General features: G+C 70.1%; 11 protein-coding genes. 3 read left to right on the forward strand and 8 right to left on the reverse strand.

Translation table 11 applies throughout. The annotated features are described in order from the left end of the window. Positions 1-12: 12 nt before the first annotated feature. Positions 13-555, reverse strand: coding sequence for a hypothetical protein (locus IEY86_RS00830; RefSeq protein ID WP_189129469.1), 543 nt, complete (start codon positions 553-555; stop codon positions 13-15). A 178-nt stretch (positions 556-733) separates the two neighbouring features. Between IEY86_RS00830 and IEY86_RS00835 the strand changes: the two genes are divergently transcribed. After that, on the forward strand, positions 734-1,021 hold the full coding sequence (locus IEY86_RS00835; RefSeq protein ID WP_189129470.1) for a hypothetical protein: 288 nt from the start codon (positions 734-736) through the stop codon (positions 1,019-1,021). Positions 1,022-1,037: 16 nt separating this feature from the next. Here IEY86_RS00835 and IEY86_RS00840 read toward each other — a convergent pair whose 3' ends face one another. The 3 genes from IEY86_RS00840 to IEY86_RS00850 form a co-directional block, all read right to left on the reverse strand. Then, positions 1,038-2,150 carry a prenyltransferase gene (locus tag IEY86_RS00840; protein ID WP_373286932.1) on the reverse strand — a complete coding sequence of 371 codons (1,113 nt, stop codon included), beginning with the start codon at positions 2,148-2,150 and terminating at the stop codon, positions 1,038-1,040. Continuing rightward, positions 2,147-2,968 carry a class I SAM-dependent methyltransferase gene (locus IEY86_RS00845; RefSeq protein ID WP_189129471.1) on the reverse strand — a complete coding sequence of 274 codons (822 nt, stop codon included), beginning with the start codon at positions 2,966-2,968 and terminating at the stop codon, positions 2,147-2,149. Before IEY86_RS00845 ends, IEY86_RS00840 begins: the two co-directional genes overlap by 4 nt. A 93-nt stretch (positions 2,969-3,061) precedes the next feature. Then, positions 3,062-4,390: a glycosyltransferase family 4 protein gene (locus tag IEY86_RS00850; RefSeq protein ID WP_189129472.1), complete on the reverse strand. Its 1,329-nt coding sequence runs from the start codon at positions 4,388-4,390 to the stop codon at positions 3,062-3,064. A gap of 336 nt (positions 4,391-4,726) precedes the next feature. Here IEY86_RS00850 and IEY86_RS00855 point away from each other — a divergent pair, with 336 nt between their 5' ends. Together IEY86_RS00855 and IEY86_RS00860 are read left to right on the forward strand one after the other, a co-directional pair. Continuing rightward, a complete protein-coding gene (locus tag IEY86_RS00855; protein WP_189129473.1) occupies positions 4,727-5,344 on the forward strand; it encodes a TetR family transcriptional regulator in 618 nt (205 codons plus the stop codon). A gap of 171 nt (positions 5,345-5,515) precedes the next feature. Beyond that, a complete protein-coding gene (locus tag IEY86_RS00860; protein ID WP_229698060.1) occupies positions 5,516-6,121 on the forward strand; it encodes a response regulator transcription factor in 606 nt (201 codons plus the stop codon). A gap of 140 nt (positions 6,122-6,261) precedes the next feature. Here the strand turns inward: IEY86_RS00860 and IEY86_RS00865 are convergent, their stop codons facing one another. From IEY86_RS00865 to IEY86_RS00880, 4 genes are all read right to left on the reverse strand, one after another. Continuing rightward, positions 6,262-6,468 carry an MbtH family protein gene (locus IEY86_RS00865; RefSeq protein WP_189129474.1) on the reverse strand — a complete coding sequence of 69 codons (207 nt, stop codon included), beginning with the start codon at positions 6,466-6,468 and terminating at the stop codon, positions 6,262-6,264. 104 nt (positions 6,469-6,572) lie between these two features. After that, on the reverse strand, positions 6,573-7,949 hold the full coding sequence (locus IEY86_RS00870; RefSeq protein WP_189129475.1) for an MFS transporter: 1,377 nt from the start codon (positions 7,947-7,949) through the stop codon (positions 6,573-6,575). Further along, on the reverse strand, positions 7,946-14,092 hold the full coding sequence (locus tag IEY86_RS00875; protein ID WP_189129476.1) for a non-ribosomal peptide synthetase: 6,147 nt from the start codon (positions 14,090-14,092) through the stop codon (positions 7,946-7,948). Before IEY86_RS00875 ends, IEY86_RS00870 begins: the two co-directional genes overlap by 4 nt. Beyond that, on the reverse strand, positions 13,974-15,740 hold the full coding sequence (locus tag IEY86_RS00880; protein WP_373286941.1) for a condensation domain-containing protein: 1,767 nt from the start codon (positions 15,738-15,740) through the stop codon (positions 13,974-13,976). The genes IEY86_RS00875 and IEY86_RS00880 overlap by 119 nt, the downstream gene beginning before the upstream one ends. Positions 15,741-15,820 lie beyond the last annotated feature (80 nt).

Consider the following 15,820-nt stretch of genomic DNA (forward strand, 5'->3'; position numbering starts at 1 on the left):
CCCGCGGCGGGTTCAGCCGCCCAACTGCCCCGCGGTGGGCAGCCGGTCGGTGACCGGGGCGCCGCAGTCGTCCCCCGCCTCCTTGACGCTGCTGATCACATTCTCGAAGGTGTCGATGTCCTCGTCGCCGGCGTCCCCCGCGCGCAGCTTGGCACCCAGCCCCTGAAGGCTCTCGATGCCCTCGCCCAGCGGGGCGACGGACTCGGTCAGCCGCGGGTCGCCCTCGGCCTCCCTGGTCGCGGCCTTGAGCCTGCTGTATGTGAACGAGCCCGCGAGCCCGGCCTTGACCAGCGCCATCGTGCGTCCCTGCGCACCCTTGCGCAGCCGCCCCGCCTTGTACGGCTTGACGATCCACTGGTACGTGGCCCCGGCGGCCAGGCCCGCGTTGGCGACGAACCGGGTCTTGGCGAACCTCGCCCGCTCTGCCGAGGCCGCGGGAGCCGCCGGACCCGCGGCGGTTTCCTCGGCAGTCGATCCGCAGGCGGGTACCGACAGCAGGGCAGCGGCGAGCAGAAGTGCCGTCAGCGTCCGCTGGAGGGACGAGGCGTACGGCACGGCGCTGTACCTTTCGGGGGCATGAGTGTGCGAGGGTCTTCTGCAGACTCACACGGCCCACCCGTCCTCGCGATCCATGCGCGTCCGTTCGGGTGGCCCGCCGAGCGCGGACAAACAGCCGTTCGACGGGTGGGAAACAGCGGGGTTTCAAGTCGTCGGTTGCGGCAAGCCGTTGACTATGGCCAGACACTATGGAGGAAACCAGGCCGCGGTCGTGATACGGGTCGTCGCCGACATCATGGCGCTGATCCTCGGACTGTGGATCCTGATGTATGTGCTGGACGCGAACCGCGCGAACGACCTGGTCAGCTTTGTGCGGGACGCCGCGAACTGGCTCGCGGGCTGGTCCCACGACCTGTTCACCATGGACACCGACTGGCTGCGGGTTCTGCTGAACTACGGCCTGCCCGCCGTGGTGTACCTGCTGATCGGGCACGCTCTCGCGGCCCGCGTCAGCCGCCTGTAGGACACCCGTCCACCGGCTATGACGCGCAGCCGTCAGCCTCGCATCCGCTCGCCGAGGGCTCCAGGCCCACCGGGAGCAGATCTCCCCCGAAGACGGCGGTGGTGGCGTCGTCTCCCCCGAGCGCCGCCACCGCGAGCAACAGCGAGCCCGCGGTCCACGAGGTCTTCTCCTCGGGCCAGACCGCGTCGTCCTCGAACACGTAGCCGGTCCAGTACATGCCGTCCTCCGCCCGCAGGTGTCCGATCCACCGCAGGATCTCCACCGCCCGGTCGGACTCACCCATCGCCCACAGCGCGAGCGCCAGCTCGGCGCTCTCGCCGCCGGTCACCCAGGGCCGGTCGGAAACGCAGCGCACCCCCAGGCCGGGGACGACGAAACGGTCCCACTCGGCCTCGATCCGCTCCTTTGCCGCGGCACCGCGCAAGGCCGTGCCCAGCACCGGGTAGTACCAGTCCATCGAGAAGCGTCCCTTGTCCAGGAAGCGCCCGGGGTGGTCGAGCACCGCGTGGCCCAGCCGCCCGGTGGCCAACTCCCAGTCAGGCTGCGGCTCTTCACGGTGCTCGGCGATGGCCAGGGCGCAGCGCAGCGCCTGGTACATGCTCGAGCAGCCGGTCAGCAGGGCCTCGTCGGGAGCGGTGCCGTCGGGGTCGCGCTTCCAGCGGATCTGCCCGCCGGGTGCCTGAAGGCCCAGGACGAACTCCACCGCCGCGTAAACGGTCGGCCACATCCGGTCGAGGAAGGCGTCGTCCCCGGTGGCCAGGTAGTGGTGCCAGAGCCCGACCGCGATGTAGGCGCAGAAGTTGGACTCGCGCACCCGGTCCGTGGGGACGCCGTCGGTGTAGGCGGCGTACCAGGAGCCGTCGCTGTTCTGGTTGTCGGCGAGCCAGCGGTAGGCGGCCTCGGCGCGCTCGTGCTCGGCGGCCACGTCGAGGGCCATGGCCGACTCGACGTGGTCCCACGGGTCCAGATGGCCTCCGGTGAACCAAGGGATGGCGCCGTCGGGACGCTGGATCGCCGCTATCGCGCGCACGGTGGCCGCGGCCTGGTCGGCGGTGAGCACCCCGGGCAGTTCCAGCAGCGAGTAGGAGTCGCCGCCGGTGCGGCCGAGGGGCCTTCCTGGCGTGGTCACCGGCCGCTCTCAACGGACGGCGCGGCGGCGGACACGGCGGCTTCGGCGGACACGGCGGACACGGCGGCTTCGGCAGAGCCCGCGGGCTCTGCCGGCGCGGCCGGCAGGTGGGGCTTGGTCGCGTAGGCGACGAAGCTCTTGCCGATCAGCGGGTTGAGGGCCTGCTCCGCCAGGCGGGTGGCGAGCGGGCGCTTCATGATGTCCCAGACCAGCAGCTTGTGATACGCCTTCACCGGCAGTGCCTTGTCGTTGTCCACGCCGACGGCGCATTTGATCCACCAGTACGGCGAGTGCAGCCCGTGGGCGTGGTGGGTTCCGTAGGGGTTCAGGCCCGCCTCGCGCATCCTGCCGAGCAGTTCGTCGCCGCGGTAGATGCGGATGTGGCCGCCCTCGACCTCGTGGTACTCGTCGGAGAGCATCCAGCAGATCTTCTCGGGAAGCCAGCGCGGCACGGTGACGGCGATGAGACCGCCCGGCCGCAGGACGCGGACCATCTCGGCGAGCACGCCCTTGTCGTCGGGGATGTGCTCCATGACCTCGGAGATGATCACGCGGTCGAAGCTGTCGTCCGGGAACGGCAGGGCCAGGGCGTCGCCCTCGATGGCGACGGCGGTGGCTCCGGCCGGGGCCTCGCCCTCGAGCGCCATCGCCCCGAACATCTTGCCGACCTCGAGGATCTCGTCAGCGTTGCGGTCCAGGGCGACGACATTGGCGCCGCGCCGGTAGCACTCGAAGGCATGGCGGCCGGCACCGCAGCCGAGGTCGAGTACCCGGTCGCCGGGGGCGAGCGGGAAGCGAGAGAAGTCCACGGTCAGCACTGGGGGCTCTGCTTTCGTCTGAGGCGTATCGCTGCGTCGGCTGGTCGGCTTCGGCTGGTCGGCTTCGGCTGGTTCGGCTTCTGCGAGGGGGGGTCAGCGTGGTCGGGTGGCGGCCCTGGCCGCGATGGCCTCGCGGTAGCGGTCGGCGGTACCGCGGGCGGCCTGCTCCCAGGTGAAGCGGCGCAGCACCCGTTCGCGCCCCGCGGCTCCGAGGCGACGGCGCAGGTCCGGGTCGCCGAGCAGGCGGCACAGGGCGGCGGCCAGCGCTCCGGCGTCGCCCGGAGGCACGGCGAGGCAGGTCCGCCCGTCGGGGCCGGCGACCTCCGGGATGGCTCCGCCGGTGGTGGCCACCAGGGGGGTGCCGGTCGCCATGGCCTCGGCGGAAGGCAGGGAGAAGCCCTCGTACAGGGAGGGCACGCAGGCCACCTCGGCGCCGCGGATGAGGTCGACGAGTTCGGCGTCGCTGATGCCCTTGACGAACTCGATGGCGCCACCGAGCCCGAACCGCTCGATGGCGGCGGCGACCGGCCCGTCGTCGGACCGCTTGCCGACGACGACGAGGTGGGCGTCGGGCCGTTCCGTACGCACCTTGGCGAGCGCCTCGACGAGGTGGATCAGACCCTTGAGCGGTACGTCGGCGCTGGAAGTGGTGACGATGCGGCCGGGCACCTCGGGCACGGAGGGGTCGGGCGAGAACAGTCCGGTGTCGGCGCCGATGTGGACGACATGGATGCGCTCGGGACGCACACCGAGGTCGTCGATGATCTCCTGTCGCGAGGTGCCGGAGACGGTCAGCACCGACGGCAGGCGTCGGGCCACGCGCTTCTGCATCCGGGTGAAGCCGTACCAGCGGCGCACGGACAGGCGGCGCCGCCGGTTGGGCGCCGCGTCGAGCTCCAGGCGCCGGTCCACGGTGATCGGGTGGTGGATGGTGGTGACGAGCGGGAAGCCGAGGCGTTCGAGGCCGAGCAGTCCGTAGCCGAGGGTCTGGTTGTCGTGGACGACGTCGAACTCACCGCGCCTGGCGGCGAGGTGACGGCGGGCCCGCAGGCTGAAGGTCAGCGGCTCGGGGAAGCCCGCGCTGAGCATGACGCCGACCTCGAGCAGGTCCACGGCGTCGCGGTACTCACGCGGCCCGGGTACGCGGAACGGGTCGGGCTGCCGGTAGAGATCGAGGCTCGGCAGCTCGGTGAGCGGCACCCCGCCGTCCAGGACCGGGTAGGGCTGGGCGCCGATGACCTCGACGGTGTGCCCGAGCCGGGCGAGTTCGCGGGAGAGGTGGCGGACGTAGACGCCCTGGCCTCCGCAGAACGGGTTTCCCTTGTACGAGAGCAGCGCGATGCGCAGCGGACCCTCACCGGCGGCGGGGGCGATCGGTTCGACGGGATCGGGCCCGATCGCCTGCGCGGCCTCAGCGGTCACTCGCGGCCCCCTTCTCACTGCGGCTCAGCCGGAGCGTATCCGTCCATGTTCATTTAGAACAAGTTCCACTATCGGATCGCCCGGGAAGTCTCGAAGATACCCGCCGCCGCCACCTTCCCTGTCACCGCGTCCCGTGATCCGCGCCACTCCCTCGCCCCGCCACGCCACCCGAACCCACCGGGAGCAGGACGAACGCACACTCCTCGCGCTAAAGTAGAACGGGTTTCAATGATTCGCGCACGGCGGCGCCGCCTGCCATCATCCCCGTGTCCGCAAGCCGCGCGGACGGACCACGGGCGCGGATCGCTGAGGCCGCACCGTTCGAAAGGAAGCCCGGTGACAGCAGCCCCCAAACCGGCCTCCCTGCCGCTGACCGAGCGCCAGGAGGCGCGCCGCCGCCGGATCCTCCACGCGAGCGCCCAGCTCGCCAGCCGAGGCGGCTTCGACGCGGTCCAGATGCGCGAGGTGGCCGAGACGTCCGAGGTGGCACTCGGCACGCTCTACCGCTACTTCCCGTCCAAGATCCATCTGCTCGTCGCGACCATGCAGGACCAGTTGCAGCACATGCACGAGCAGATGCGCAAGCGTCCGCCGGCGGCACAGGAACCTTCGGCCAGAGTGGCCGAGACCTTGATGCGCGCCTTCCGCGCCCTCCAGCGAGAGCCTCATCTGGCTGACGCAATGGTAAGGGCACTTACGTTCGCAGACCGCTCGGTGAGCGCCGAGGTGGACATGGTCAGCCGTCTGACCACGGCCATCATTCTGGACGCCATGGGGCTGGCGACACCGCCGACAGCCGAGCAGTTGTCGGCCGTCAGGGTCATCGAACACACATGGCACTCGGCCCTCATCACCTGGCTTTCCGGGCGTGCCTCGATCGCTCAGGTCAAGATCGACATCGAGACCGTCTGCGGGCTCATCGACGTCACGCGCACTGACCAGCGGTCCTCGTAGCGCTACCTCGAGTCACGGCGCGCGCAGGGGGCGCGTGCGCCCCGCTTACGCCCGCTCACTCCCTGTTGGCTGAAACCGGCATCCATGGTCCGGGCGATGGCGGGTACTAATGACCTGCTCAACCGGCCTGCTCGAAGGAGCGCCGGTACACGAGGTCTGGAGGGGGCAGTCGTGATCCGGGTTCTACTCGTCATAGAGACGTGCCTGATGCGGTCGGCACTGGCGGCGCTGCTGGGGAGAGAACAGGACATAGAAGTGGTGGCGGCGCCGTGGAAGGACGCGCCCGGAAGAGCACGTCAACTGAGGCCGGATGTCTGCGTGGTGGACATGGACGGGGCGGACTCGCCCTCCGCCCACGACGCGGCGCAGTTGACCGTGAGCGAGTCCGAGGAACAGCGAGCGCTCCTCGTTCTCGCGCCACCGGGCAAACCCGGCCTGCTGCGCCAGGCCGTGAAGACGAGGGCTCTCGGCTTCGTCAGCAAGGACGCTCCCCCGCAGCGGCTGCTCCGCGCGATCCGCCGTGTCGCCGAGGGGGAACGTTTCATCGACAGCGCGCTCGCTTTTGGTTTCCTCCAGGCGGCCGAGATGCCGCTGACTCCGCGCGAACTCAATGTGCTCTCACTGGCGGCCGAGGGCGCCTCCGTCTCGGAGATAGCCAGGAGCCTGCACCTGTCCAATGGAACGGTGCGCAACTACATGTCCGCCATCACCCGCAAGACCGGCGCCAGAAACCGTGTCGACGCCATCCGGATCTCCAAGGGGGCCGGCTGGCTCTAGGGGCCCGCGTAGGACAGGCCCTGGCGGCACGAAGTGCCCCACCCGGGCGGGATTCCGCCGGGCGAGGCACTCCGGGAGTTCGGGACTCCGGACGCGGGGCCGGTGAGAGCCGGGACCGCGAAGGCCGGGACCCGCGAGGGTCAGGACCGGGCCGCGTTGTCCATGCGCTCACGCAGGCTGCGCGGCCGCATGTCCGTCCACACCTCGTCGACATAGGCGGAGCACTCTTCCTTGCTCCCCTCCTTGCCGACGCGGTGCCACCCCTCGGGAACCTCGTGGCCCGCGAGCCAGAGGGAGTACTGGTCCTCGTCGTTGCGCAGAACCTCGTACCTCGCGTTGTCGTCCATGTCCATTCTCCTTTTCCGTTTCCGCTCGGGTCATTCCTCTTACGGTGTTGCTTTCGGTGTGAAGTTGTTGCGGCGATGGCTTGTCGGCGTGGTGCGGCCATGAGTCATGGACGCGGGAGCCGGCGAAGGACCGGGCTCGCGGTGGCCAGCACCGTGGCGGTCGCCATACCCGCCGCGCACAGCAGGACCGCCTGGTCCCCGGAGACCAGCTCGGTCAGCAGGCCGCCCAGGGCAGGCCCGCCGGCCGCGGCCACCCCGCAGGCCAGACCGATCACAGCGGTGAGCCTGCCCCTCAACTCGTCCGGGGTCAGGAGCAGTTGCTGGGTCATGATCGTCGTGTTCGCGGTCGGCGGCAGCAGAGCCATGCCGGCGAACAGCGCGCCCATGAGGTAACCGCTGTCGATGACGGCCGCGAGCGGCGTGAGCACCGTCAGCACCCAGAACACCGCGATGATCGACACATAGGGGCTCACCCGCTTGTGCAGGTGGGGCGCGGCAATGGCGCCGGCGACTCCGCCCACGCCCAGCATCGCCGCCATGACACCGATCTGGCCGGACGGCACCCCATTGGCCTCGGCCAGCACGATGACCACGATGTAGAAGGCACTGAAGAACAGGTTCAGCACCACCACGCACAACGCGGTCACCCGGATGTGCTCGTGCCGCCACACCCAGCGCAGCCCGGCCGCCATCTCCCGGCCGAGACTGCCCGGACGCAACGGGCCTTCCGCGACCTCGCGCGGCGGCACCGTCCCGCCCGAAGGGGCCGCTTCGCCCGATGACACCGTCTCGCCCGATCGCACCGTCTCGCCCGATCGCACCGTCTCGCCCGATCGCACCGTCTCGCCCGATCGCACCGTCTCGCCCGATCGCACCGTCTCGCGCGGCGGCACCTTCAGAAACGACAGTCCGCAGAACGCCAGGGTGTGCGTGACGACGTCCACGGCGAACGGGACGAACCGTCCGACGGCGAACAGGAACCCACCGGCCGCCGTGCCCGACAGATGCCCCAGGGACGCCCGCGCCGAGTTCATCGCGACCGCTGTCGGCAACTGCTCGTCGGGCACCAGATTCGGCAGGCAGGCGCTCTCCGCCGGCTCGAACAGGGCCGCGCACACTCCGATCACGGCCGCCACGGCCACCATGTGCGCCACCGTGGCGGTGTCCCACCACAGCGCGGCGACCAGGCTGGCCGCCGCCAGTGCCTGCGCCGCCTCGCAGCCGAGCATGACCCGCTTGCGGTTCCAGCGGTCCACCAGGGCGCCCGCGGGGAGCCCGGCGACCAGTTGCGAGGCCGCGATGGTCCCCAGCACGAGCCCGGACGCGGCGGCGGAGCCGGTCACGGCGAGGACGACCAGGGGGAAGGCGATCACCGACGCGTTGAACCCGAACTCCGACAGCGCCAGACTGCCCCACAGCAGCCGGTAGTCGCGGTTGCGCGACAGCGGCACCGCCGCCTTCTCGGGCGCCGTCGCGGTCACATCGACTCCCGGCAGTCCCGGGCGATCCCGCGCAGCGCCTCGGCGAAGTCCTCGGCGACGCCCTCGATGGTCGACCGGTCGTGCAGGTCCGGCCGGTAGTGCCAGGAGAAGCCGAGCCGGCCGCTCTGGACCGCGCCGACCACCTCCAGCAGATGGGAGCCCCTGTCCCGCGGGTCGTGATCCTGCCCCAGCGCGGAGTGCTCCGCCCACACCAGCCCGTTCCCGCCGTCGCCCGGCCCCTGTGAACGCGCGTCCCACTGGCCGAGGTAGTTGAAGACGATCTGCGGCCCGGCGGTGTCGGCGGCCAGACGTTCCCGCGCGGCGGCGGAGCCGAAGTGGCGCAGCGCTCCCCAGCCGAAACCATTGCCCGGCACGGCTCGCATCTGTCTGCGCACCGACTTGACCAGAGCGCGCCAGTCCGGCTCAGAGGCGGCGGGCACCTCGAGCGCCACCGGGAACATCGTGGTGAACCACCCCACCGTGCGGGACAGGTCGACGCCTTCGACGACCTCTTCGCGGCCATGGCCCTCGAGTTCGACGCAGACCCGCCGCCGCCCCGTCCACCGGGACAGCGCCAGGGCGAGCGCGGCGAGCAGGACATCGTTGATCCGTGTGCGGTAGGCGGTCGGTGCCGCTCTCAGCAAGGCGTCGGTGTCATCGGCGTCGAGCCGGACGGAGACCGTGAGCGCCTCGTGCACCTGTGGTGCCCGCGTTGCCGCCGGCTCCGCCGACTCGTGGTCGAGGGGGAGCACGGCGGCGTCGACGGTCCCCGCCCAGAAGTCGAGTTCATGGTCCAGCCCGCCGGAGGCCACATGCTCCTCCAACCGCCGTGCCCAGTCCCGGAACGACGTCGTCTTCGACCCCAGCCGCACGGCCTGCCCGCTCACCGCCTGCTGGTAGGCCGTCTCCAGGTCGTCCAGCAGGATGCGCCACGACACCCCGTCCACGGCCAGGTGGTGCGCCGCCATGAACAGATACGGCCGCTGCCCCTCCCCCAGCGAGAAGAGCACCGCCTTCAGGAGCGGACCACGCCCGAGGTCGAAGCCCGCGTGCACCTCGTCGGCGGCCTTCTCCATCGCGGCGGGCCGCTGCCGCGGGTCCACATCGGACAGGTCCCGCACATGGAGCACGGGCCCGGACCTGGAGGCGGGATCGTGCTCGTGGGCGGGACGGTGCTCGGGCGCCGGGTTGTACTGTCGCCACTGGCCGTCCACCTGCTCGAACCGCATCCGCAGCGCGTCATGGTGGACCAGCAGCGCGTCGAGCGCGATCCGCAAGGCACGCTCGTCCAGTTCATCGGTCAACTCCACGACCGTGGACTGGTTGAAGTGGTGGGGGTTCACGGTGTGCGACTGGAAGAACCACTGCTGGATCGGGGTCAGCGGAAGCGAGCCGACAACCGGCTCCCGATCGGCCCGCTCGGTCTCGACGGTGGCCACGGAAGCCAGCGCGGCGACCGTCTGGTGGAGGAAGAGGTCCTTGGTGGTCACATGCAGTCCGGCCTGCCGGGTACGGGAGACCACCTGGATGCTCAGGATCGAGTCCCCGCCGAGCTCGAAGAAGTTGTCGGCGATGCCGACGCGCTCCAGTCCGAGCACATCCGCCCAGATCGCCGCCAGGGCCTGCTCGGTCGGGTTGGTCGGCGGAAGGTAGCGGGAGCGCCGGTCGGGCTGCGGATCCGGGGCCGGGAGCGCCTTGCGGTCGAGCTTGCCGTTGGCGCTCAGCGGCAGCGCGTCGAGTGCCACGAAGGCCGAGGGCACCATGTAGTCCGGCAGGGTCCGCGCCAGATGATCGCGCAGGGCGGTGGCCCCAGGAGCGGCCGCCCCCGGCGAGGCCACCAGGTAGGCGACGAGTCTCTTGCGCCCACCGCGGTCGTCCTCACGGGCGATGACGGCGGCCTCGCAGAGATCGGGATGGGTTCGCAGCGCCGTCTCGATCTCACCGAGTTCGACACGGAACCCTCGGATCTTGACCTGATGGTCCACACGCCCGACGAACTCCAACTCACCGTCCGCGTTCCACCGCGCCACATCACCCGTGCGATACAGGCGCGAACCCGGAGCACCGAAAGGATCGGCCAGAAAACGCGAGGCAGTCAGACCAGGACGGTTCAGATAACCACGGGCCAGACCCACACCACTGATGTACAACTCCCCCGGCACACCGAGCGGAACCGGACGAAGGACCCGGTCCAGAACATACACCCGGGTATTGGGAATCGGCCGACCGATCGGCGGCACCCCCGAACCCGCCCCGGACAGCGGACCGGTCCAGGTCGCCACCACCGTGGCCTCGGTCGGACCGTAGGAATTGATCATCCGACGCCCAGGAGCCCACCGCCGCACCAACTCCGCCGAACACACATCCCCACCCACAACCACCGTACGCAACCCCGCCAGCCCCGACACCGCCCCCCGCCCCACCGTCGCCAACGCCGCCGGAGGAATCAACGCATGCGTCACCCGCCCCCGCTCCAGCACCCCCGCCAACTGCTCCCCCAGCAAAGGACCCCCCGGCGGCACCACCAGCGCCGCACCCACCGGAAGCGACATGCACAACTCCAGCACCGAGGCATCAAAACTCGGCGAAGAGAACTGCAGCACCCGATCACCGCACCCCACCGCATACCGCTCCGCCTCCGCAGCCGCAAAACTCGCCAACCCCGCATGAGTGACCACCACACCCTTCGGAACCCCCGTCGACCCCGAGGTGTAGATCACATACGCCGGATGCCCCACCACCAAAGGCACCACCCGGTCCCCATCCGTGGGCGCATGCTCCGGCCCCGAACGCACCCACACATCCGCCGGATCATCGAGCACCACCACCGGAGCGGCATCAGCCAGCATGAACGCGATCCGCTCCTGCGGATAACCCGGATCCACCGGCAGATACGCACCACCGGCCTTCACCACCGCCAACTGCGCCACCACGATCTCCACCGACCGCGGCAGCACCAGCGCCACCACCGACTCCGGCCCCACCCCCAACCCGATCAAACGATGAGCCAACCGATTCGCCCACACCTCCAACTCCGCGAACGACAATGCGACACCACCGTCCACGACCACCGCCGCAGCATCAGGAGTGCGCGCCACCTGCGCCTCGAACAACGCACCCAACATCGACGGCGCCACATCCCGCTCGGTGGCATTGCACTCCACCACCACACGCCGCCACTCCTCCTCCGGCAGGACATCGACGCGGTCCAATGTGGCCGTACCGCCGTCGGCGCCGAAGACATCGAGGACATGAGTCAGGTGGCCCGCCATGCGCTCGACCGTGGCCTCGTCGAAGAGGTCGGGGTCGTAGCCGAACTCCACCGACAGCCGCTCACCCGGCGAGACGACCACGCTCAGCGGGTAGTTGGTCGTCTCGATCGCCTGGAGCTCACGCAACCGGAGGCCGTGGACCGCGGCGGCCTCATTGTTGATCGGGTAGTTCTCGAAGACCACGATGCTGTCGAAGAGGTCGACCCCGCCGGGCAGTTGGGTCCACCCCCGGAGCTGGGCCAGTGAGACGAAGTCGAATCTGCGGGCCTCGGCCTGCGCGGATTGCAGTTGTCGCAGCCACTCGGCCACTCCCGCACGCTCGTCCACCTCGACCCTGACGGGCAGGGTGTTGATGAAGATGCCGGTGATCGTGTCCGCTCCCGCGAGGTCGGCGGGGCGGCCCGACACCGTGGCGCCGAAGCACACATCCCGCTGCCCGCCGTAGCGGGACAGCAACAGGGCCCAGGCTCCCTGCACGACGGCGTTGAGCGTCAGACGGTGGCGCCTGGCGAAGTCATTGAGCCGACCGGTCTCCTCCTCCCCGAGCTGGAAGGGCAGCCACCGTGCCGAGCGGGTCTCCTGCGCCTGGCCGCGTGCCCGGTCGTAGGGCAGCGGTGTGGGGGAGTCCAGTCCGGCCAGCACGCCGCGCCAGTGCTCCTCTGCCTCGGACCGGTCCCGCTCGTTCAGCCAGGCCACATAGTCCCGGAACGGGCGCCGGGCCGACATCTGCGGGCGCTGCCCACCGGCGAGTGCGGCCTGGCACGCGAAGACGTCCGAGAGCACCTGGAAGACGCTCCAACCGTCGAGGAGCACATGGTGGAAGGTCCAGACGACCTGGACCTCCGTGGCGGTGAGCCTGGCGAGGGCGACCCGCATCAACGGGGCGACACCCAGGTCCAGCCCCAGGGAGCGGTCACGGTCGAGGAAGGCCGTCAGCGCATCGCGGCGCTCCCCCTCGGACAAGCCGGTCCAGTCGAGGTGCTCCACCGGCACCACGACATCGCGCTGTACGACCTGGAGCGGTTCGGGCACCCCTTCCCAGGCCATACGGCTGCGCAGCACCGGCGTCCGGTCCACGACGTGCTGCCAGGCCGCCGCGAGGACGTGCGGGTCCTCCACTCCGTCCAGCACAAAGGTGGCCTGTTCGAAGTAGACGCCCTGCTCGGCCTGGGAGAGCCCGTGGAAGACCATCCCGGCCTGCATGGGTGTCAGCGGGTAGACGTCCTCGACCCCGCGGCCGTCGCCGACCAGGCGGTCCACCGCGGCCTGGTCGAGGCCGGCCAGCGGGAAGTCCGACGGGGTCCGGCCGCCGGCTCCCGGCTGCGCGCAGTGCCGTACCACCGCGCGCAGCGCCGCCAGCATGTCCTCGGCCAGCCGGGAGACGGTGCTCTCCTCGTGCAGGTGCGCGGAGTAGGACCAGGTGAACTCCAGGCTCCTGTTCTCCACTCGGCCCACGACATCGAGGACGTGGGTCCTCATGGCCTGCGGGCTGACATCGCCTTCCAGGCCGCCGCGCACGCTGTGCAGCAGGGCGCTGTTGGCGGGCGCTGCGTCGAACTGGCCCAGATAGTTGAAGCTGACCTGAGGCTCCGCCGCCTCGACCGGCCCGTTCTTCTCGGTGAGGTAGCGCAGGGCGCCATGGCCGAGGCCACGTCCCGGCACCGAACGCAACTGCTCCTTCGTGGACTTGAGGACGGCTCCCCAGTCCCCGTCGGACACGTCCAGGCCGACGGGGAACATGCTGGTGAACCACCCCACGGTGCGGGAGAGGTCGACTCCGTCGAGCACGTCCTCGCGACCATGGCCCTCGAGGTCGACCAGGACCCTGCCGTTCCCCGTCCAACCACTCAGCACCCGGCCGAGGGCGCCGAGCAGAACATCATTGATCTGCGTGCGGTAGACCCCGGGGACGTCCTGGAGCAGGGCCCGAGTCTCCTCGGGAGAGAGCCGGACGGTGAACGAGCGTGTGGAGGCAACGGTGTTGGGTCCGGCGCCGTCGGTGGGCAGAGCACTCGCGCCGGGTGAGGTGCCGCTCCAGTGGCCCAGCTCGTCGTCGAAGCCGCCCGTCGTGGCATGTTCGCGCAGCCGTAGTGCCCACTCACGGAACGAGGTGGTCTTGGGCCGCAGCCGTACCTTCTCCTCACCCGCCGCCTGCCGGTAGGCCGTGTCGAGGTCTTCGAGAACGATGCGCCAGGAGACCCCGTCGACGACCAGATGGTGCACCGCGAGGAACAGCACCGGGCGCCGCCCCTCTCCGAGGTCGAACAGCACCGCCTTCAGCAGGGGGCCGTGCCCGAGGTCGAAGCTCGTATGGACGGCTGCGGTGGCATCCCGGATCGCCTTGCGCTGCTCGTCGCCGTCCAGGAGCGACAGATCACGGATCCGCACGGCCTCCGTCTCCTCGGCCGCCGTCGGCGGAGCGCAGTACTGGTGCCACTGGCCGTCGATGTACTCGAACCGCATCCGCAGGGCGTCGTGGTGCTCCAGCAACGCGGCGACCGCCGAACGCAGAGCGGCCTCGTCGAGGCCGTCGGCCAACTCGACCGTCAGGGACTGGTCGAAGCGCTGCGGCTCGGAGTTGGACGCGAACAGCCAGTGCTGGATCGGGGTCAGCGGCACGGGCCCGCTGACGGGACCCTGCTCGGCGACGGGGGTGGGAGCGTCGGCCGGGTCCGCCTCGTTCACACTCGCGACGAGGGAGGCGACCGTCTGGTGCTCGAAGAGTTGCCTCGGCATGATGCGCAGCCCGGCCTCACGGGCTCGGGAGACCACCTGGATGCTGAGGATGGAGTCGCCGCCGAGTTCGAAGAAGTTGTCCTCGACCCCCACGCGTTCCAGACCCAGCACATCGGCCCAGATCCCCGNGCGCATCAGGAGTCCGCGCCACCTGCGCCTCGAACAACGCACCCAACATCGACGGCGCCACATCCCGCTCGGTGGCATTGCACTCCACCACCACACGCCGCCACTCCTCCTCCGGCATGAGCGGCAGCTCGCCCACCGGCCGGTCGGCGTCAGCGGCGATCCCTTCGAGCAACACCAGCAGATGGCCGGCCATGCGCTCGATCGTGGCGGCGTCGAAGAGGTCCGTGTTGTAGGTGACGGCCCCCTGAAGCCCCCCATCCTGCTCGGCGAACTCCACGGTGATGTCAAAGCTCGCCGTCATGACGGGCAGGCAGACCCCCTCCACGGAGAGACCGGGGAGTTGCAGGGCATCGCCGGGCAGGTTCTGCAGCACCACCATCGCCTGGAACAGCGGGGTGCGGCTGGTGTCACGGGTCGGCTGGAGTTCGTCCACCACACGTTCGAAGGGAACGGCCTGGTGGGCGAAGGCCTCCAGCACGGTGTCCCGCACCTCGCCCATGAACTCGCCGAAGGTCCGGCCACGGTCCACGGTGGAACGCAGAACGAGCGTGTTCACGAAGAAGCCGACGAGGTGCTCCACCTCGGCCCGCTCCCGGCCGGAGGTGACGGTGCCGACGGCGATGTCGTCCTGCCCCGACCACCGGGCGAAGAGCACCTGGCAGGCCGCGACAAGGGTGGTGAACAGGGTGCTGCCGCGCCGCTGCCCCAATTCCTTGAGCCGGGACGTGACTTCGGCGGGAACACGGAAGTCCAGCAGCGCCCCGTCCTTGGTCTGCACGGTCGGCCTCGGCCGGTCCGTGGGCAGCTCCAGCGGTTGTACGTCGGTGAGTTGACGACGCCAGTAGTCCACCTGCGCGGCAACCGCCTCCCCCGACAGCTCCTCACGCTGCCATGCCGCGAAGTCCGCGTACTGGACCGGCAGCAGGGGAAGGTCCGCCTGCTCATTTCGGAGCGCCGCGCCGTAGAGGGCACCCACCTCCTCGGTGAGCACACCGGTCGACCACCCGTCGGTGACGATGTGGTGCAGCATCATCGTCAGGACATGGTCGTCCTCGGCCAGCCGCACCAGGCAGGTACGCAGGAGTGGGCCCCGCCGCAGGTCGAACGGGCGGGCGCTCTCCTCGGCGAGGACACGCAGGAGCTCGTCCTCGCGATCCGGCACCCCGGACAGGTCCAGCACATCGAGCCGGACCTCGTACGGCGGACCCACCACCTGGACACCGTGACCGTCCACCTGGTCGAAGGTGGTCCTCAGTGACTCATGCCGGGCGACCACCGAGCTGAGTGCGCTGTTCAGGGCGCCGATGTCCAGCTCCCCACGCAGCCTCAGCGCGGTGGGCGTGACGTACTCGGCGCTGTCCGGTTCGAACTCGTCGAGGAACCACAGCCGTTGCTGGGCGAAGGACAGCGGCAGCCCGCCGTTGCGCGCGATCACGGGAATGGCGGCGGCCTTCTCCGTGCCGGGGATCGCCCCCGTGAGCGCGGCGACGGTGGGGTGGGTGAAGACAATCCGTGGGGACAGCTCCACACCGAAGGCCGCACGCAGCCGCGATGCCACTTTGATGGTGAGGATGGAGTCGCCGCCGAGTTCGAAGAAGTTGTCCTCGACCCCCACGCGTTCCAGACCCAGCACATCGGCCCAGATCCCCGNAATAGGTCAGCCCACCCCCATCGATCCTCACCACCGCCGGCGCATCAGGAGTCCGCGCCACCTGCGCCTCGATCATTTTCGGC

This window comes from Wenjunlia tyrosinilytica, assembly GCF_014646055.1.
GTDB lineage: Bacteria > Actinomycetota > Actinomycetes > Streptomycetales > Streptomycetaceae > Wenjunlia > Wenjunlia tyrosinilytica.